This is a genomic window from Syntrophomonas sp. DTU019, from assembly GCA_913757435.1.
GTDB lineage: Bacteria > Bacillota > Syntrophomonadia > Syntrophomonadales > Syntrophomonadaceae > DTU019.
In genome coordinates this window covers 142,436-159,372 of the sequence record CAJYDM010000005.1, presented here as the reverse complement: position 1 = coordinate 159,372, position 16,937 = coordinate 142,436, and the positions used below count along the sequence as shown (strand labels likewise).

Here is a 16,937-nt window from a genome sequence, read left to right as displayed (position 1 = left end):
GGTATTTATGGTTATGCTTCTTCTGGTATATAGAAGCGCCAAGCGCAAAACCATTCTTCAGGATGTTCATCCGGCGGGCAGCCTATACATTCGGTTTTCACCCGTGAATCAATGGTTCTGGCAAATGAACTGTATTCCACCAGACCGGCCGATTTGCAGGGATAGTCCTCCAGCCCCTGGCGTTTACGGGCTGACTGCACCCGGCAGTCATTCATCTGGAAGACAATGCTGTTGGGTCCCTCGTCTATGATGGACTGCACATTTATGCGTGCATACATTCTTAATTGCAGGGCCTGTTTGACACCTTCGACACCGGGGTTTTCGGGAAGATTGAGAAAACGTTTGATAGACCAGGCTTCAAAAGGAGAAAACTTGGCCCAACAGGTATCATTGCAGCGTTTGGCGTCATACATGCCATGTTTGAATTCTACGGCCTGGAACCAGATGCCGTCACCGGCCAGCCAATTGATGCCCAATTCATTGAGCAATTTCAAAAGCTTTTCCCGGGGCATTTCCAGCAGAGGTTTGGGAACACCTTCTGTCATCTCAAAACCGAAGAATTTGCCCAGGCGTTTCATCTGTGTATCATAACTTCTCTTATAAGCAGCGTCGAAAATCTTCATGGCCTCTTCGGTGCCCATCTGATGCTCAACCTCTTTAAACCACATGACATGGTGAACCACGGTGCGGTGCATCATGTCAATGGCCAACCGGGCCAGTTCTTCTTGGGAAAATCCCTCATCCCACTTATCCATCGTTGCCATGTGTGTTCCTCCTCTCTTCATTAAAGGGAATCTACATTTTGCTCATGTAATACCAAACCCTCCGCACCGGTCGACCGGCTATTCACAGAGCCTCCAGTATCTGAATCAGACAAACCTTTCAGCACCTCCACCGGGAGAGGGCTCAGATTTAATTAATTTCTAATTCGCTGTTTACTGAAGGTAAACCTGCAAAAAAGATCTTTAAAATACAACCTCCCGCATTACCCGGGAGGTTTATCGACAATCTGCACATTGATTATTCTTTGGTCTTGATAGTCATCTTGATGCTCCGGCAGCAGTCATCGTTCTTAACAATGACGCAGTCCGGCCTTTCGATTAGGATATAGTCACCTTCGGTCTCGATGATAAGATCGTCTTTACTGGTGACAGCTCCTTCTTTGGGGATAAAAAGCTGCCTGCCCAGAGGAAGCAGATAATCTTCTTTGATAATGGCCATTATATAACCCCCTTTGCAGTTGGCCTGTAATAATCTTGGTGTGCCCGGCACGCAGCTTCATGGATATCTGCGTTCCCAGTATTCCGCTACATGCTCAGGTTGAAAAATGCCACGATCAGTAATAACTCCTGTAATGAGATGGGGTGGTGTCAGGTCAAAAGCTGGATAAATCCCCTGGACCAAATCCCCGGTGATCTTTACTCCTGAGAAACTGGTGACTTCTTCGGGGTCGCGATACTCGATAGGGATGTGCTCCCCCTTGGCACAGGTTCGGTCAGGTCCCCCGTAACCCAGAATATAAAACGGCAACTCATGGTACCTGGCGGCGATAGCCAACTGGAATGTCCCCACTTTGTTGGCCACAGTACCATCCATAGCCACCCGGTCAGCAGCGGTGAACACCTTGGTGATCATTTGCCGGTTCATACAATAAGCTGCCATATTGTCGGTTATCAGAGTTACCGGGATGTCCAATTGAGATACCGACCAGGCTGTAAGGCGGGCGCCTTGCAGGTATGGCCTGGTCTCAGTGGCAATGACAGACAGCCTTTTCCCCTTCTGCCTGGCATAATAAAGCATATAGAGCAAAGCAGGTCCTGGAAAGCAGTGAGTCAAAACCGTGTCACCATCCTCCAGAACCTGCTCTGCCCATTTGCCAGTCAGCTCAGAACGCTTCTGCTGCCTCTCCACCGCTGTATCGATAAAAGCCATGATCTGTTGCGCAATGTCCCCTCGTTCCCATACAATGCGGCTCCAGATCTTATCAAGCAGAGCACCAAGGTGAAACCCGGTGGGACGGGTTTTAAACAGGCGCTCCTTAACGGCGGAAAGTGATTCTCTGACTTGTTCCGGGCTGAGATGCTGGCATTCCAAATCGTATGCTGCCATATAAAGGCCATACGCCGCGGTGATCGCGATGTCACCAGCTCCCTGTACTGCCATCACCTCAATACCGTGTGCCACATCCTCATAGTTATTGCATATCACTGCTTCGATACTGCGCGGAAAAAGGCGTCGGTCCATGATAACCAGTTTGCCGTCACGCAGAAATACTGTGCTGTTTATATGCATTAACAACGGTTGTTTCACACCCGGTACCTCCCGGCGTCATCAGCACTATAAGTTTCTCTCTATGGTCTGTTACTCCTATCAGCCCGGCCGATGTAGTATCCATTCAATAATACTTTTGATCGGTGCCGTCGAGGGGAAAATGGCATCTGCGGCACCACTTCCCACCAAAGCCTCCGCATCCTGCGCTGGGATCAGTCCCTCGCCGAAGAGGACTATATCAGCACCACCTGCGGCGTCTAGTGCCCGGCGCATATCGGGGAATACGGTCAGGTGCAATCCGGTATATATGCTCAAGCCCACCATGTCGACCTGCAGCCTTACGGCTTCAGCGGCATTATCCTCCAGACTCTTGTACATACCGGAATAATGCACCTCGATCCCGCTGGTCTCCTTAATCGTCCGTGCCAGCAGCCGTATTCTCTTATTGTTCGGATCCAAACCGGTCATAGCCAGCAATACTTTTACTTGGCTCATGGCTCCTCAATGCCTCTGAATTATTTGATCAAATACTTAGCGGCAACTTCGTCAGCCAGGGTATAAGGGTCAGTCTCTTTCTTCATAAGCTTTTGCACCATCTGATCAAATTCGCCTGATTCGACCAGCCTGCTTAGAACCGGTTCTAAAATAGCCGATCTCAAGGCGTCGTTGATCTCAGTCTGCACTTTGAGCTGAGCCCTTTCCTGTAAGAGATTGTGTTCTTTGAGGAACACATAGTGTTCATTGATCTTCTCATACAGTTCATCAACACTCTTGGCGAAGGTGTGCGGTTCCAAATTGCTCTCAACCATAACGATGGGCGGCCTCCAGCCACTGGGGAATTTACCCATATCCATCATGCTCAGGGTTTCCTTGTAGAGCTTGCGCGCTCCTTCACGGTCCGCCTTGTTGATGATGAAAATGTCGGCAACTTCCATAAGGCCTGCCTTGATGGCCTGCACCTCGTCGCCCATCCCCGGCACCAAGACAACCAGGACGGTATGGGCGTGGTTGATAATGTCGACTTCCTGCTGTCCCACGCCAACAGTTTCCACAATGATCACATCTTTGCCCATCACATCAAGGACGTGAATACCATCCCCCACCGCTTTGGAAAGCCCTCCCATAGCGCCGCGGGTGGCCAGGCTGCGTACGAATACACCAGGATCGTCGGCATGACGCAGCATTCTAATCCTGTCTCCCAGCAAGGCTCCACCGGTAAAGGGGCTGCTCGGATCAACCGCCATAACGCCCACAGTCTTATTCTGTGCTCTGATGCTGCAGATCAGTTGGTCGGTCAGGGTGCTCTTTCCAGCTCCCGGCGCACCGGTAATCCCCACCACATGTGCCCTGCCAGTAAAAGGAAAAATATGCTTGATGGCTTCATGGGTGTTCGGGACCTGGTCTTCAATGTTGCGGATGAGGCGGGAGACAGCCCGAATGTCTCCCGTCAACGCCCTTTTACCTAGTTCTTCCATGGCATTTACTCCTTAGCAGCGATATTATTGTTGATCCAGTCCACAATGGAATCTAATGTAGCACCAGGGGTAAATATAGCTTTCAAGCCTGCATCATACAGGGGCTGCATATCACGATCAGGAATGATGCCGCCGCCGACTACGGGTATGTCAGTTACGCCACGGTCTCTCAACTGTTGCACTACTTCAGGATATAGATAGGTATGTGCACCTGACAGGCAGCTCAAGCCTACCATGTCAACGTCTTCTTGAATAGCGGCATTCACAATCTGTTCCGGGGTGTTGTGGCAGCCGGTATAGATTACTTCAAAGCCTGCATCACGGAAACACCGAGCTAAAACCTTGGCTCCGCGGTCGTGTCCATCAAGTCCAGGTTTAGCGAGTAGTATACGGATTTTCTTAGCCATTAACAATAACCTCCTTCTAAACTACAATTTCTAGTATATGCCGGGGTCACGGTATTCGCCGTAAACTTCCCGATAAACGTCGCAGATTTCCTGAACACTGGCCCGGGCTTTAACCGCCTCGATGCAATAAGGCATAACATTCTCGCCTTTTTCGCAGGCTTTCTTGATGTCTTCCAGGCACTCTTTGACTCTCTTGCTGTCACGGTTTCTCTTAACAGCAGCCAGTCTTTCGAGCTGTTCTTTTTCAACGGTTTCATCGATTTCAACCAGCGGAATATCAACTTCTTCATTCTCGACATTGTACTTGTTGACACCGATCATCACCTTTTCGCCGGCATCGATCTGGCGCTGGAACTTGTAAGCTGCGTCGGAGATCTCAAGCTGCGGGAAGCCCTTTTCGATAGCTGCGACCATGCCGCCTAGTTCGTCTATCTTGTGGATGTATTCCCAAGCTTTTTCTTCCATTTCGTTGGTCAGAGCTTCTACGAAGTAGGAGCCTGCCAAGGGGTCGATGGTGTTGACTACGCCGGTTTCCTCAGCGATGATCTGCTGGGTCCGGAGTGCGATCTGTACCGCATGGTCGGAAGGCAGGCAGAGCACTTCATCCAGGGAGTTGGTGTGCAGTGATGCGGTTCCGCCAAGTACTGCAGCCAGAGCTTCGGTAGCAGTTCTTACTACGTTGTTGTAAGGCTGCTGTGCGGTCAGTGAGCAGCCAGCAGTCTGGGTGTGGAAGCGCAGCCACCAGGATCTCTCATCGGTGGAGCCGTAACGTTCACGCATACCTTTGGCCCAGATCCTTCTGGCAGCACGCATTTTAGCGATTTCTTCAAAGAAGTCTATGTGGGAGTTGAAGAAGAAAGACAGACGCGGTGCAAAGCTGTCAACCGGCAGGCCTTTTCTTCTGATTACGTCTTCAACATATTCCATGCCATCACGCAGGGTGAAGGCTAATTCCTGAACAGCGGTAGCGCCGGCTTCACGGATGTGGTAGCCGCTGATGCTGACGGTGTTCCACTTGGGAACATATTTGGTGCCGAATTCAATAGTATCCGAAATCAGCTTGACTGAGGGATCGGGCGGGCACATCAGGGTCTTCTGGGCAATAAATTCCTTCAACATGTCGTTCTGGATGGTACCAGACAGCTGGGTCAGAGGAATGCCCTGAATATCAGCAGTGGCGCAATACATAGCCCATAGAATGGTAGCGGGCGGGTTGATGGTCATGGAAGTGGAAACTTTGCCTAAGGGAATTCCCCTGGTGAGGTCGAAAAAGTCTTCGATGGTGTCAATGGCCACGCCGCATTTGCCGCATTCGCCTTTGGCCTTGGGGGAGTCGGTGTCATAGCCCATCAGGGTGGGGAAGTCAAAAGCGGTGGAAAGACCGGTTTGACCATTGTTTAACAGATAATGCCATCTTTCATTGGTGGTTACAGCAGTACCCATCCCGGAGAACATACGGAAAGTCCAGTATTTGCCTCTGTAGCCGGTAGCCTGGACACCACGGAGAAACGGGTATTGGCCCGGATATGCGATGTCTTTTTCAAAGTCCATACCAGCGATATCTTCGGGACCATAGATGCGTTTGATATCCAGGTCGGAAACGGTACTCCAATTGGCTTTCTGATCCGGATTCTTAGCGACGACGCGTTTTACTTCATCTTCCCATTTTTTACGCAGCAGACTTGATTTGTCCAACAATTCTTGGGTAAATAACATGTTACCCCTCCTCAAATTAGTTTTAATTACCCCTTATCCAACTCGCTTGGATCAATACTCAATCCCGGTTTGATTTCTCACCCCGGCATTGTAATGGTGTTTGATTTCCCTAACCTCACTAACCATATCAGCTTTTTCCAGAATTCTTGGGGAAGCGTATCTCCCAGTAAGAATGATATCCATCTCCGCTGGTTTTCCTGACAGCAGGTTCAGGAGCTCATCCTCGGAAATAAGCTTGAAGTCCAATGCTACAATGATTTCGTCCAGGATAATCATGTCATACCTGCCGCTCGCAACTAGCTCTTTGGCTTTCTCCAACCCTTGCTGGGCCAACTCCACATCGATCGGTGCCGGCTTGTCACGCATCACAAAACTGTCCAACCCGTATTGGTACAAATCAATATCGGGCAAAGATTTTTGAATGGCCAGGACTTCCCCATAAAGCCGACCTTTCATAAATTGGATGATGCAAACCCGGTAGCCGTGGCCTACAGCTCTTAAAGCCTGGCCAAAAGCTGCGGTAGTCTTGCCCTTGCCGTCACCCGTAAACACCATAATCAGGCCTTGTTTGGCTAAGTTGTCTGCTTTTACTTCAATTGACATGTCAAGGTCCCCTCTTCCAATGGTCTGCTAGCGATACGGTCAACAGAGATGGCCGTCCCTTTAACATCCCATTGCCCGTTATGGGTGTTTATTGATTACGACTATACCCCAAGGGCTATACCCCAAGGGCTATACCCCATGGCGGTAAACAGAAATACCATTACTGGTGCATTGCTCGCTATACAACAACAGTGAGCATATTAGGCAGATTCTGTTTCCACGATAAAGAGAAAGTTTGATAAAGAGAAATCACTTGTGTACGGATAGGTACAAAACCCGTACCGGCCTGGTTTGACATAACGGCCTGCCGTTCACCCCCCCTCGTTAACAATGGACATGATAACTAAGATCCGCAGGGGCTCAAGGCTCTCGCTGAATAAACCAGCCGTAATGTAGGATTGTGCAGAGATTGGTGTAAGATGAATATTATGTTGGCTTGCTTATTAATTTTTTTTAAGTAGGTCTGATATCTCTGAGGTGTGGCGGGATTTTGTTTGTATCCCAACTATATTAATGTATATTATATATCAGTTGCTACAGTGTGTAAATTCATTTTTTATATCTTTTGTAACAGGCATTACAATCGGCTTTGTATATCTCTCTCCCTCAGATTCTATGACTTACTCCAGACTTATAGAACCCATGGTGCCACGACGGTACTCCTGCAAAACCAGGCGGCTGACCTTGTCCAGATCAGCTTCGCCGCCTTTAAGTAAAAGGCCTCTGGCAGCAGCGATGGCTGCCATGATATCCTCTGTCGGCTGATCCACATCTTTCACCCGGTAACGCTCTTGCAGGACCTCCGGGTGTTTCTCTTTGAGGTATTCAACCAGATAAAAGGCGACATCATATTCCTGGTACGCATTCTCACCTATTATATTCAACAAGGCTAGTTTTAAACCCTGCTTTTCATCTTCAATTTTAGGCCACATTAATCCAGGTGTATCAAGCAGTTCAATGTCCTCCCGGATCCTAAGCCACTGCTTGCCACGGGTAACCCCGGGTTTTTCCCCTACCCGGGCCATTTTTCGTCCTGCCAGGCAGTTCAAAAAGGTGGATTTGCCAACATTGGGGACCCCTACCACCATGACCCTCACCGGACGGACACGGCGGCCTTTTTTCAGCATAGCCTCAGCCTGGGGAGCATAAGCCTCTTGCACCAGATTCAGCAGCTGTTTGCTGCCCCGGCAATGTACCGAGTCCATGGCCGCCACCCGATAGCCCTGTTTCTTCAACAGCTGTTTGCTGCGCGCAGTGCGCCTCGATTCAGCCAGGTCGATTTTATTCAGGACTAAAATTAGGCTTTTATGGCGGATCATTTTCTCCAGTTCCGGGTTGCGGCAGGCCATAGGGGCACGGGCATCTAAAAGCATTATCACTACGTCCACCAGTTTAAGGTTTTCTTCTATCTCCCGACGGGCTTTGACCATGTGCCCTGGAAACCATTGTATCAATGTGCCGCCTCCCAGCTAAAATTAAAGAGAATACCTGTTGGTATTCTCTCCGCTTACTTCATTATATACTATGTGCCGCTTTAGAATCTGCGTTTTTCTTTGACACGGGCTTTCTTGCCGGTCAAACCCCGCAGATAGAACAGTCTGGCCTGGCGCACCTTACCGCGGCGGGTGATCTCCACCTTGGCGATGCGCGGTGAATTGATCAGGAATGTTCTCTCCACAGCCACCCCGTAAGTGATACGGCGCACGGTGAATGTTCTCGAAAGCCCGGCCCCTCTGATTTTTAAGACGGTGCCTTCGAATATCTGGATTCTCTCCCGATTGCCTTCCACAACCTTGACATGGACTTTGACAGTGTCTCCCGGTCTGAAATCAGGAAGGTCTTTTTTGAGCTGTTCTTCCTCAATGGATCTAATGATGTCCTGCACGGTTTTACCTCCTTATACAAGGTGTTCATACATTATCATCTTATCAATGCAGCGGACCACCTTTGTTTACATAGAACAAAGTGATTATATCATTATTAAACGGTTCCTACAAGCACGCCGCTAAAAATGTGTTAATGGCCCTGTTGGCCCCTGCTGGTCAATCAAGCTTCATACCAGGCTTCCCCTAAAAGCCGATCCAGGATGATGGAAACCGCACTGCGCACTGATAGATGGTTGTAGTCAGAAACCATACCAATAGGCTCTAAAACATAATCGCACATAGCCATCATTTCTCGGCTCATCCCCCAGCCGGTGCCGAACAGCAGCAGCCAGGTTTTGTCATGACAGCCGATCTGAGCGCGCAAATCGCGATAGGTCACAGTGTTGGGATAGGTCCTGGCATCGGTTGCCACGGTTTTTACCTCTTGAACTGTATCCCGTCCGATATGCATTAAAACCTCCTGCAGGTCGCTGCATAGCATTACTGTGTTCATGGCCTCACGTCGGTCAGGATTGTATTCCCCGCCAAAGCCCTCTTGCCAGTAACTCAGGATATCCTCGATCAGCTGCTGCTGATTCTTGGAGGGATGGACCACAAAAAAGCGCTTCACCTGGAAGGTGCGGCAGGCCCGGGATATATCATGCAAATCCAGATTGGTGATCGAAGTGGCCACCACTTCCATGCGCTTGTTGTACATAGGATAATGCATCAAGGCCACATAGACCCGATCGCCTTCCATCAGTCCACCTCTTTCCGGTCAAAAAGGATGGCTTCCAGGAGTTTACGCTCCTCGGCGCTAAAGCTGCGCTGTAACAACAGGTCGGGCCTTTTCAGCAGGGTCTGGCGCAGGCTCTCCTGCAGCCGCCAACGGCGGATGTTCTCATGGTGCCCGGAAATCAGCACCTCCGGGACCTCCTCTCCATTATAGACTGCCGGGCGTGTGTAATGGGGATATTCCAGAAGCCCGGAGCTGAATGACTCCTCTTGGCTGGAGTAATCATCGCCTAATACACCCGGCAAGAGGCGGGCCACCGCATCTACCAGGACCATAGCCGGCAGTTCTCCGCCGGTCAGCACATAATCGCCAATGGATATTTCCTCATCGATATATTTCATGACCCGCTCGTCGATGCCTTCGTAATGGCCGCACAACAACACCAGATGATCAAAGCCGGACAACTCCTGGACCTTATTCTGGTCCAGCTGCTTTCCCCGCGGCGAGAGATAAATGGTATGGCAGCCAGGGGTCTTGCGGGCGGCTAAGGCCCGGCCTGCTACATCCGCTTTCATTACCATCCCCGCCCCACCTCCATAGGGGTAATCATCCACCTGCAGGTGTCTGCCTTCAGCAAAGCTGCGTATGTCGGTGATGGTAATTTGCAGTATACCCTTTTCAACCGCTCTTTTGATAATGCTCTCGGCGAATGGCGCAGAGAACATAGCCGGAAAAAGAGTCAAAATATCAATTTGCAATTTGATACTCTCCATTTCAGGCTGATCATTCCTCATTCAGGGGTTTTTCCCGCTCAGCCAGCAGTCCGGGCAGCAAGGCTACTTCCATGCGACCCGTCTCTAAATCCACCTGCAGTATAACTTCTTTTAAGGCCGGAATGAGAATCTCCCCATAGTGTGGTGAATCAACCACATAAACATCATTGGCTCCGGTTTCCAGAATCTCGGTCAAGAACCCCAGCCGACCCAATCTGCTGTCATAGACCTCAAGTCCCTTTAGCTGGAAATGATAGTAGACCCCTTCTGGCAACGGATGAAGTTCGCTTTCATCTATCTGCAAGAGGGATCTATTTAAGGTTTGAGCCTGTTCAGGGCTGTCGATGCCCTCAAGTTTAAGCAGATAACCATGCTGATGTGGTTTGGAAGCTTCAACTGGCATCACTGTAACCACCCCGCGGCTGTTCACGGCAACTTCCGTCAAGGAAGCAAAGCGCTCTGGGAAATCGCTCAGAGGAGCTACTTTCACCCATCCTTTGATTCCGTAGGTTCCTGTGATTTTTCCAATACTCACCAGTCTGTCATCCATGTTTTAACAACCTCCGGATCGGGTATTTTCCCCGCCGGGGAAGGAAAACGATAGGGCGCTCTTGCCCTATCGAATAATTTCCACCACTACTTTTTTGCCTTCTTTGGCGGCGGCAGCTTTGGTCAGGGTGCGTATCGATTTGGCGATTTTACCCTGTTTGCCGATCACCTTACCCATATCTTCCGGGGCTACCCGAAGTTCGATGAGAACGGCTTTGTCGTCCTCGGTTTCGTTAACCACCACATCTTCTGGTTTATCTACCAGAAGCCTAGCGATATAATCCACAAGTTCCTTCATGTAGCTTCACCCCCCGTATCGGCTACTTGCGGCTTTCATTGTACTTGGCCAGGATACCTTGTTTTTTCAACAGGGACTTGGCTGTATCTGAAGGCCGGGCCCCACTGGCGAGCCATTCCAGGGTTTTGGCCTCATCTATCTTGACGGTAGCCGGGTCGGTGTTGGGATCATAGTAACCCAGTTCCTCAATAAACCTGCCATCACGAGGAGAGCGTGAATCTGCCACTACCACGCGATAGAAAGGTCTTTTTTTGGCCCCCATTCTTCTCAACCTGATCTTAGTTGCCATTTCTTAACCTCCTTAAATATTCGCCGCAGGCGTTAACCCACGGTGTATTAGAATGGTAACTTAAAAGGTGGCAGGCCACCTTTTTTAGCCTTCTTGCCCATATCCGAAAACTGCTTCATCAGTTTGCGGGATTCTTCAAACTGCTTGACCAGCCGGTTCACATCCTGGACCCGGGTGCCGCTGCCGCGGGCAATACGCTTTTTGCGACTGCCGTTTAAAATATCCGGGTTGCGGCGCTCCTTAGGAGTCATTGAACTGATGATGGCTTCTATATGGGCGATGTCCTTTTCATCCACACTGATCTGCATGTTTTTAAGCTGTTTGCCCATACCCGGTATCATACCTAAGAGTTCATCCAATGGCCCCATGGATTTGACCTGCTGCATCTGCTCCTTGAAATCCTCCAGGGTAAACTCCTGCTGACGGATCTTGCGCTCCATCTCCAGGGCTTTGTCGCGGTCGATGCTGGCCTGAGCCTTTTCAACCAGGCTGAGCACATCTCCCATACCCAGAATACGGGAAGCCATCCGGTCGGGATGGAAAATCTCCAGTGCATCCAACTTCTCACCCATGCCCACGAATTTGATGGGACAGCCGGTGACCGCTTTTACAGATAAGGCTGCCCCGCCCCTGGTGTCACCGTCCAGTTTGGTGAGGATGACACCTGTCAAGTGCAGTTGGGCATTAAAGTTTTCCGCTACATTGACCGCATCCTGACCGGTCATAGCATCGACCACCAGCATGATTTCATCTGGATTGACAGTGTTCTGGATGTTCTTCAGTTCATCCATCATTTCTTCATTTATATGCAGCCTCCCGGCAGTATCCAGGATGACTATGTCCCGGTTGTTGCTGCGGGCATATTCCAGGGAAGATTGGGCGATGTCTACCGGATTCGTCTGACCCTGGCTGTATACCGGAATGCCGGTCTGTTCCCCCAAGACTTGCAACTGTTTAATGGCCGCGGGCCGGTATATATCACAGGCAACCAGGAGCGGCCGCCTGCCCTGCTTGACCAGGGTTTTGCCCAGTTTGGCTACGGTGGTGGTTTTACCAGCACCCTGCAGCCCCACGGCCATCAATACGGTGGGATTGCGGGAAGAGAGATTCAATTTGGTCTCTGAACCGCCCATCAGGGCAGTCATTTCATCGTGGACGATTTTTACTATCTGTTGTCCCGGGGTCAGGCTCTGCAGAACCTCCTGACCGACGGCACGCTCGCGGATCCGGCTGACAAAGTCTTTGACCACTTTGAAGTTGACATCAGCCTCCAAAAGGGCCAGTCGGATCTCACGCATAGCCACTTTGACGTCTTCTTCGCTGATCTTGCCTTTGCCGCGCAGTTTCTTAAAAATGTCTTGCAGCCTATCCGATAAACCTTCAAAAGCCACAGTATCTCTCCTTTACAGGGACTCCAACAGAGTCCGCAGGGTCTTTACCGCTTGATGGCGGATCTCATCGTCACAAGGGCCTGCAAGTAAAGCACAGACCCCTTCCAACTCCTGACGCATTACACCGAACCGTTGCAGCCAACCGAGTCGCTTCTCATATTCCTGCAGGGTTTTCTCGCTGCGTCTCAAAAGATCGTATACCGCCTGTTTGCTGATATCCAACAATTCCGCGATCTCGGTCAAGGATAAGTCCTGTTCATAATACCAGGATAATACCTGGGCTTGCTTATCTGTCAATAGCGGGCCGTAAACGTCCTTGAGCATGATGACCCGTTCCATTTTTTCCAGCATAGTCTTGCACCTCTAGTGTAAAGTAAAAATGCTTTACCCGTTAAATTGTAAAGGCTAAGGGTTTAAATGTCAACCTAAAGCTTTAAACTTGCTTTACCGCAGGATGGCAATATTCTACAATGGATACAACAAATAAATGCGGAGGAGAGCTAATAATGGCGGAAAAAATAGCCCTGGTATGTGACAGCATGAGTGACCTGCCCCCTGATTTCGTCGAAGAAAACGGTATTAAGGTGTTACCGGCGAGGGTAATCTATCCCGACCGCGAATATGCAGACCGGATCGACATTCAACCTGACGAGGTATACGGTCGTATGCCTAAAGAGATACCTACTACTTCCATGCCCTCCCCGCATGATATTCGTACCGCCTTCGAAGAAATCATACAGGAAGGCTTTACTCACTGCATCGCCCTGCATATTTCCAGCGCCCTGTCCGGCACCTATGATTCAGTAAAAATGGTGGCTGACGAGATAAAGAATCTCAAGATACAGGTGATCGATACCCGCACCCTTTCCATGGGAACCGGATGGATGGTCATCAATGCCGCCCGCAATATTAAGGCGGGATGGAAATTTGACAACATACTGGAGAACATTCAGGCCTTACAGGAAAAGGCCCGGGTATATTATATACTGGAAACCCTGGAGTATCTGCGCAGAGGCGGGCGCATCGGAAAAGTGGCGGGTATGATCGGCGAATTCCTGCACTTGAAGCCGGTGATCTCGGTAAATTCCGATGGAGAGTATTACACCTTCTGTAAAGCCAAAGGACGTCGTAAGTCCATTGAGAAATTAGTGGAAATCGTAGAGCAGGCCGTTAAAGACCGAGAAATAAATCTCGCCGTGGTCCACGGCGGTGCTCCCCAGGAGCATGCCCTCCTGGTGGAGCGTTTCAAAAAGCTGCCCAATATCAAGGAGATTACCGGCTCGCAGATATCCCCGGTATTGGGAGTACACACAGGACCGGGGCTTCTAGGGGTCTGTTTTTACGAGATATAATATGTGGAGGCCATACTGGCGAAGAATCAAGATGCTGACTATCCTCAGGTGGTAAATCAGGTTGTGTTCCGCTGCCTGCAGTCATGCCATAGGGGGTTGCAATGAATTTTATTGAAAAGGCCATACTCAAGATTATTCAGCACCGGGTTTCTAATTGGTTTGCTTTAGAGCGCAGTCTGACTTCTTTAAATAATGCATATCAGGCCAGCCCAGACTCCCCTGAAAAAAGCTGGCCCAATCCAGATAGAATTCCAGGTGGGGGAGAGGTGCCCTTTAGTCTGAATAACCTGCCTGTGGTCGGCCCCAGCCTCAGTTCTTGTATTAGCCAGGGCGTAAAAGCTATTAAGAGCATCAACAGTAATCCCCCCACCAGTAAGCACACCATTTCCGAAGGCCAGTTGAGGGAACTAGAGGAATTGGCCTGTTCACTTGGAATCGGCGCTATTGGATACACTCAACTAGCCCCTAATCTAATATTTAAGGACCGGGCGGTCCTGTATGATAAGGCTATCGTACTGCTTTCGGAAATGGATAAGACTGCCATAATGAAAGCTCCCAGTGTGGAGACTTTCAAAATGGTGATGTCCACCTATGATACCCTGGGCCGGACTACCAACCTGTTGACAGATCATCTAAGAAGCATGGGGTTTCAAGCCCAGGCCAGTCATCCTCTGGGGGGCCTGGTTATATACCCGGCCCTGGCGGTCGCCGCCGGAATGGGCTGGTTTGGCCGACATGGGCTGTTGATAACCCCCCAATTCGGTGCCCTTCAGAGGATTGCAGCCATATTCGTCAACATCGACAATCTCCCCATCACCACTGGTAATGATCATGACTGGATCGCCGAGTTTTGTCAGAGCTGCGGAAAATGCATCAAGTCCTGTCCGTCAAAGGCCATTCTGGAGCAACCGATTCAACATCATTCCGGGCGAAAGACGCATATAGTCAGGGAGAGATGCCTGCCGGTCTTCGTAAAACAGCAAGGCTGCACAATATGCATAAAAGAATGCACCTTTACCAAATTGAGCTACGATGAGGTCTATCAACGGTATTTAAAGCTTAAACACATACCGGACTGATGTACAATAACCTTGCTTTTCCTAAGTATTGCAGCAGCACGCAGTGAACTCTTGACAAAGATCTGAACATAAGGTGGGCGGATAAGTGGGGGCTAGCTGCTCCGACCTGGGAGAACAGTATAGCATCGACGCCAGGTGCTAAAGCCCTTGTTGAACTATGACATATTTTACGAAAGCAGACCTATTTTCTCCCCAGAATAGCCACAAGGTGATAAGCATCGGCCTAACAGGCCTATTCTCCAACGCTTGACTGGCCCGCTCATATCCAGCTGGGAATGATCGAGTCATCCAATTTGTACAGCTAAAGGCACTTATCGCCAGGCATCTTCTTGTGGCCTCAGTACCTTCGACCCGATTCGCTGCATTCCCGACAAATGGGGAATAGCGGCGGAAAGCTGTGCTTGTGGAAGCGCACCATTTTCTTATAATGATATTTATGAGCCATTATAGAGAGGATGGGGCACTTGTACAATGTCCACCGAGCTTTGGGGTTTACACTGCTGTTGTTTCTGTGGTGGAGCAGCCTGGTAATGGGTACAAACGCCCGCTCATTTGATATGGGCAAAGAGAAGCCGGAACCGCCTGTTGACGCATATAACCAGGCCGTCAATTCGTTCGATCTATTAGCATCATTCTTCGCTGATATCGAGGCCGCAGAGGTTTATCCAGTTTCCAGCCATGGCCGCAGCTATGCCGATGCTTACGATTATTTGTCAGGAGGATTTGAAGCCTCCCTGGCAGCGGATATTCTTGAGGCCTACACCTTTACCGATGATCAGGGTAATTTGCGCATCATTCCTTGCGAAGGCATCCCTTACCTCACCGCAGCCCACCGGGAAAAGGCAGCTATCACCCGTCATGGGGAAAGTACTGTGATCATGGTCCCGCTCACAGACTGTTACCAGCCTGGCGACCGCTACATCTATCAAGTGACCCAACATTTTACCGATGGACAATGGAAGATAGCAGATTTATGCCTGAGTGAACAATAGATATAAATAATACCATTCGGAAGTTGGAATTCAGAATTGGAGTGCCTTAGCAACCAATGCCGTGCACAACCTGTTCCCCCAGGCTCCAGCATATTGGCATCTGCAGTGAACAATGCAGGCGTACAGTTGAATGAATAATAATAAGACCGGCAGCCTGGCTGACCGGTCTTTAATGCCTTCTATGGTTGCGATTCATCGCAGATTTAGAAGAAGCGCCTCAGCATATAACCAATGCCTCCCAGGGCTAAGCCTGCTCCCATGAATGCCAGCATATCGGCGCCGGTTTTGGGCAATTCAGGCAGTTCTATGGGGAGCTTGATGGTTTCCAGGAGTTTCACCGGGGGCTTGCTCACCGGAGGTTCTTCAACCTGGACCTCCTCCCGCTGGGCGGGTTCATCATTTCTGTCTTCGTCATGTAAAGTCTCTCCGTTACTACCGTCACCATTGTCGCCGTTGCCGCCATCTCCGTTGCCATTATCGTCTGACATCTCCTGTACGGCTTCGATGATAATTTTAAAGCGATAGCTGCTGTCCTGCTCAATATCACCCATGCGGGTGATTATGCGGATATCAATGCTGCTGTTCTTCGGTATGATTTTTCCCACTAAAGAGTGGCCTTCCAGGTTTCCGGCATCTACAATCAAGGCCTCTGGCTTATCAACTATTCTGACCGCAGTAATCTTAACCGGGTGGCGGGTCACATTAGCCAGTGTGGCAGCGATATAGGCCTGATAGCCGGGGTAGGTGCCGGTCATGGTACATACCAGGTCTCCGGCAGCATTGACCTCGCAGCTGGTAGTGCCAATATCCCTGCGATCAGCGCTGTTGGGATTACCCGGGTCCATGTAATCTAATGTTCCGGGCGGATCACTGGAACTGGGAATTCCCGCCCATTCTATCAGGTTTTTATACTCATCCGTCGCCATAGCTGTTCCTGTCAACAGCAAGAGCATAACGGTAATCAGCAATAAATACCTAACAGCCTTCAATCGATACCCACCTCCTTTAGTCCTCATGGAGCCGACATTGTCAACCGACATAATAGTGCTACCTTAAATATACTGTTAGCCTTCAGACCTGGCGAGGTTCGCGAGTCTATTTTAAGCCTAGTCTGGAGGATAGTCAGAGCCTACACTAAAGT

Annotated in this window: 21 protein-coding genes; 3 read left to right on the top strand and 18 right to left on the bottom strand. The window is 49.9% G+C overall.

Features of this window, described 5'->3' with window-relative positions; all coding sequences use genetic code 11:
- Nucleotides 1-11: 11 nt before the first annotated feature.
- The 17 genes from AC15IQ_RS12715 to ylxM all read right to left on the bottom strand — a co-directional run bounded on the left by AC15IQ_RS12715 (nucleotide 12) and on the right by ylxM (nucleotide 12,724).
- Nucleotides 12-764 (bottom strand): DUF6125 family protein, encoded by a 753-nt coding sequence (locus AC15IQ_RS12715; protein ID WP_483179522.1) that lies wholly within the window; start codon nucleotides 762-764, stop codon nucleotides 12-14.
- Nucleotides 765-1,020: 256 nt separating this feature from the next.
- Nucleotides 1,021-1,221 (bottom strand): hypothetical protein, encoded by a 201-nt coding sequence (locus AC15IQ_RS12710; RefSeq protein WP_483179521.1) that lies wholly within the window; start codon nucleotides 1,219-1,221, stop codon nucleotides 1,021-1,023.
- 57 nt (nucleotides 1,222-1,278) lie between these two features.
- On the bottom strand, nucleotides 1,279-2,310 hold the full coding sequence (locus AC15IQ_RS12705) for a s-methyl-5-thioribose-1-phosphate isomerase (RefSeq protein WP_483179520.1): 1,032 nt from the start codon (nucleotides 2,308-2,310) through the stop codon (nucleotides 1,279-1,281).
- A 60-nt stretch (nucleotides 2,311-2,370) separates the two neighbouring features.
- Entirely contained in the window at nucleotides 2,371-2,766 is a 396-nt protein-coding gene (locus tag AC15IQ_RS12700) for a cobalamin B12-binding domain-containing protein (protein ID WP_483179519.1), read from the bottom strand.
- Between the two features lie 20 nt (nucleotides 2,767-2,786).
- On the bottom strand, nucleotides 2,787-3,746 hold the full coding sequence (gene meaB, locus AC15IQ_RS12695) for a methylmalonyl Co-A mutase-associated GTPase MeaB (protein ID WP_483179518.1): 960 nt from the start codon (nucleotides 3,744-3,746) through the stop codon (nucleotides 2,787-2,789).
- A 5-nt stretch (nucleotides 3,747-3,751) separates the two neighbouring features.
- Entirely contained in the window at nucleotides 3,752-4,153 is a 402-nt protein-coding gene (locus AC15IQ_RS12690) for a cobalamin B12-binding domain-containing protein (RefSeq protein WP_483179517.1), read from the bottom strand.
- Nucleotides 4,154-4,183: 30 nt separating this feature from the next.
- Nucleotides 4,184-5,869, bottom strand: a complete 1,686-nt coding sequence (locus AC15IQ_RS12685) for a methylmalonyl-CoA mutase family protein (protein ID WP_483179516.1) — start codon at nucleotides 5,867-5,869, stop codon at nucleotides 4,184-4,186.
- 51 nt (nucleotides 5,870-5,920) lie between these two features.
- Nucleotides 5,921-6,472 carry a cob(I)yrinic acid a,c-diamide adenosyltransferase gene (gene cobO / locus AC15IQ_RS12680; protein WP_483179515.1) on the bottom strand — a complete coding sequence of 184 codons (552 nt, stop codon included), beginning with the start codon at nucleotides 6,470-6,472 and terminating at the stop codon, nucleotides 5,921-5,923.
- 620 nt (nucleotides 6,473-7,092) lie between these two features.
- A complete protein-coding gene (gene ylqF / locus AC15IQ_RS12675) occupies nucleotides 7,093-7,926 on the bottom strand; it encodes a ribosome biogenesis GTPase YlqF (RefSeq protein WP_483179514.1) in 834 nt (277 codons plus the stop codon).
- Nucleotides 7,927-8,006: 80 nt separating this feature from the next.
- Nucleotides 8,007-8,357 (bottom strand): 50S ribosomal protein L19, encoded by a 351-nt coding sequence (gene rplS, locus AC15IQ_RS12670; RefSeq protein WP_483179513.1) that lies wholly within the window; start codon nucleotides 8,355-8,357, stop codon nucleotides 8,007-8,009.
- 161 nt (nucleotides 8,358-8,518) lie between these two features.
- Nucleotides 8,519-9,097 carry an RNA methyltransferase gene (locus AC15IQ_RS12665; protein WP_483179512.1) on the bottom strand — a complete coding sequence of 193 codons (579 nt, stop codon included), beginning with the start codon at nucleotides 9,095-9,097 and terminating at the stop codon, nucleotides 8,519-8,521.
- Entirely contained in the window at nucleotides 9,097-9,867 is a 771-nt protein-coding gene (trmD, locus tag AC15IQ_RS12660; RefSeq protein ID WP_483179511.1) for a tRNA (guanosine(37)-N1)-methyltransferase TrmD, read from the bottom strand. The genes AC15IQ_RS12665 and trmD overlap by 1 nt, the downstream gene beginning before the upstream one ends.
- Entirely contained in the window at nucleotides 9,857-10,396 is a 540-nt protein-coding gene (gene rimM / locus AC15IQ_RS12655) for a ribosome maturation factor RimM (RefSeq protein ID WP_483179510.1), read from the bottom strand. Before rimM ends, trmD begins: the two co-directional genes overlap by 11 nt.
- A 66-nt stretch (nucleotides 10,397-10,462) precedes the next feature.
- Nucleotides 10,463-10,693, bottom strand: a complete 231-nt coding sequence (locus tag AC15IQ_RS12650) for a KH domain-containing protein (protein ID WP_483179509.1) — start codon at nucleotides 10,691-10,693, stop codon at nucleotides 10,463-10,465.
- A gap of 22 nt (nucleotides 10,694-10,715) precedes the next feature.
- Nucleotides 10,716-10,982, bottom strand: coding sequence for a 30S ribosomal protein S16 (gene rpsP, locus AC15IQ_RS12645; protein ID WP_483179508.1), 267 nt, complete (start codon nucleotides 10,980-10,982; stop codon nucleotides 10,716-10,718).
- 47 nt (nucleotides 10,983-11,029) lie between these two features.
- The gene (ffh, locus tag AC15IQ_RS12640) at nucleotides 11,030-12,373 is read right to left on the bottom strand and encodes a signal recognition particle protein (protein WP_483179507.1); all 1,344 of its coding nucleotides are present in this window, start codon (nucleotides 12,371-12,373) and stop codon (nucleotides 11,030-11,032) included.
- 12 nt (nucleotides 12,374-12,385) lie between these two features.
- Nucleotides 12,386-12,724: a YlxM family DNA-binding protein gene (gene ylxM / locus AC15IQ_RS12635; protein ID WP_483179506.1), complete on the bottom strand. Its 339-nt coding sequence runs from the start codon at nucleotides 12,722-12,724 to the stop codon at nucleotides 12,386-12,388.
- 155 nt (nucleotides 12,725-12,879) lie between these two features.
- On the opposite strand from ylxM, the gene AC15IQ_RS12630 reads away from it, so the two are divergent.
- The 3 genes from AC15IQ_RS12630 to AC15IQ_RS12620 all read left to right on the top strand — a co-directional run bounded on the left by AC15IQ_RS12630 (nucleotide 12,880) and on the right by AC15IQ_RS12620 (nucleotide 15,796).
- The gene (locus AC15IQ_RS12630) at nucleotides 12,880-13,725 is read left to right on the top strand and encodes a DegV family protein (protein ID WP_483179505.1); all 846 of its coding nucleotides are present in this window, start codon (nucleotides 12,880-12,882) and stop codon (nucleotides 13,723-13,725) included.
- Between the two features lie 101 nt (nucleotides 13,726-13,826).
- A complete protein-coding gene (locus tag AC15IQ_RS12625) occupies nucleotides 13,827-14,804 on the top strand; it encodes a 4Fe-4S binding protein (protein ID WP_483179504.1) in 978 nt (325 codons plus the stop codon).
- 464 nt (nucleotides 14,805-15,268) lie between these two features.
- Nucleotides 15,269-15,796, top strand: a complete 528-nt coding sequence (locus tag AC15IQ_RS12620) for a hypothetical protein (RefSeq protein WP_483179503.1) — start codon at nucleotides 15,269-15,271, stop codon at nucleotides 15,794-15,796.
- A 203-nt stretch (nucleotides 15,797-15,999) separates the two neighbouring features.
- On the opposite strand, the gene AC15IQ_RS12615 is transcribed toward AC15IQ_RS12620, so the two are convergent.
- Nucleotides 16,000-16,785, bottom strand: a complete 786-nt coding sequence (locus tag AC15IQ_RS12615) for an LPXTG cell wall anchor domain-containing protein (protein WP_483179502.1) — start codon at nucleotides 16,783-16,785, stop codon at nucleotides 16,000-16,002.
- Between the last annotated feature and the right edge of the window lie 152 nt (nucleotides 16,786-16,937).

Coding starts and splice junctions, on each gene's coding strand:
- AC15IQ_RS12665 (WP_483179512.1), bottom strand. CDS start 9,097: ATGGAAGGCGATCGGGTCTATGTGGCCTTGATGCATTATCCTATGTAC.
- ylxM (WP_483179506.1), bottom strand. CDS start 12,724: ATGCTGGAAAAAATGGAACGGGTCATCATGCTCAAGGACGTTTACGGC.
- rpsP (WP_483179508.1), bottom strand. CDS start 10,982: ATGGCAACTAAGATCAGGTTGAGAAGAATGGGGGCCAAAAAAAGACCT.
- meaB (WP_483179518.1), bottom strand. CDS start 3,746: ATGGAAGAACTAGGTAAAAGGGCGTTGACGGGAGACATTCGGGCTGTC.
- rimM (WP_483179510.1), bottom strand. CDS start 10,396: ATGGATGACAGACTGGTGAGTATTGGAAAAATCACAGGAACCTACGGA.
- AC15IQ_RS12700 (WP_483179519.1), bottom strand. CDS start 2,766: ATGAGCCAAGTAAAAGTATTGCTGGCTATGACCGGTTTGGATCCGAAC.
- trmD (WP_483179511.1), bottom strand. CDS start 9,867: ATGAGGAATGATCAGCCTGAAATGGAGAGTATCAAATTGCAAATTGAT.
- AC15IQ_RS12715 (WP_483179522.1), bottom strand. CDS start 764: ATGGCAACGATGGATAAGTGGGATGAGGGATTTTCCCAAGAAGAACTG.
- cobO (WP_483179515.1), bottom strand. CDS start 6,472: ATGTCAATTGAAGTAAAAGCAGACAACTTAGCCAAACAAGGCCTGATT.
- AC15IQ_RS12690 (WP_483179517.1), bottom strand. CDS start 4,153: ATGGCTAAGAAAATCCGTATACTACTCGCTAAACCTGGACTTGATGGA.
- AC15IQ_RS12685 (WP_483179516.1), bottom strand. CDS start 5,869: ATGTTATTTACCCAAGAATTGTTGGACAAATCAAGTCTGCTGCGTAAA.
- AC15IQ_RS12630 (WP_483179505.1), top strand. CDS start 12,880: ATGGCGGAAAAAATAGCCCTGGTATGTGACAGCATGAGTGACCTGCCC.
- AC15IQ_RS12625 (WP_483179504.1), top strand. CDS start 13,827: ATGAATTTTATTGAAAAGGCCATACTCAAGATTATTCAGCACCGGGTT.
- AC15IQ_RS12710 (WP_483179521.1), bottom strand. CDS start 1,221: ATGGCCATTATCAAAGAAGATTATCTGCTTCCTCTGGGCAGGCAGCTT.
- AC15IQ_RS12650 (WP_483179509.1), bottom strand. CDS start 10,693: ATGAAGGAACTTGTGGATTATATCGCTAGGCTTCTGGTAGATAAACCA.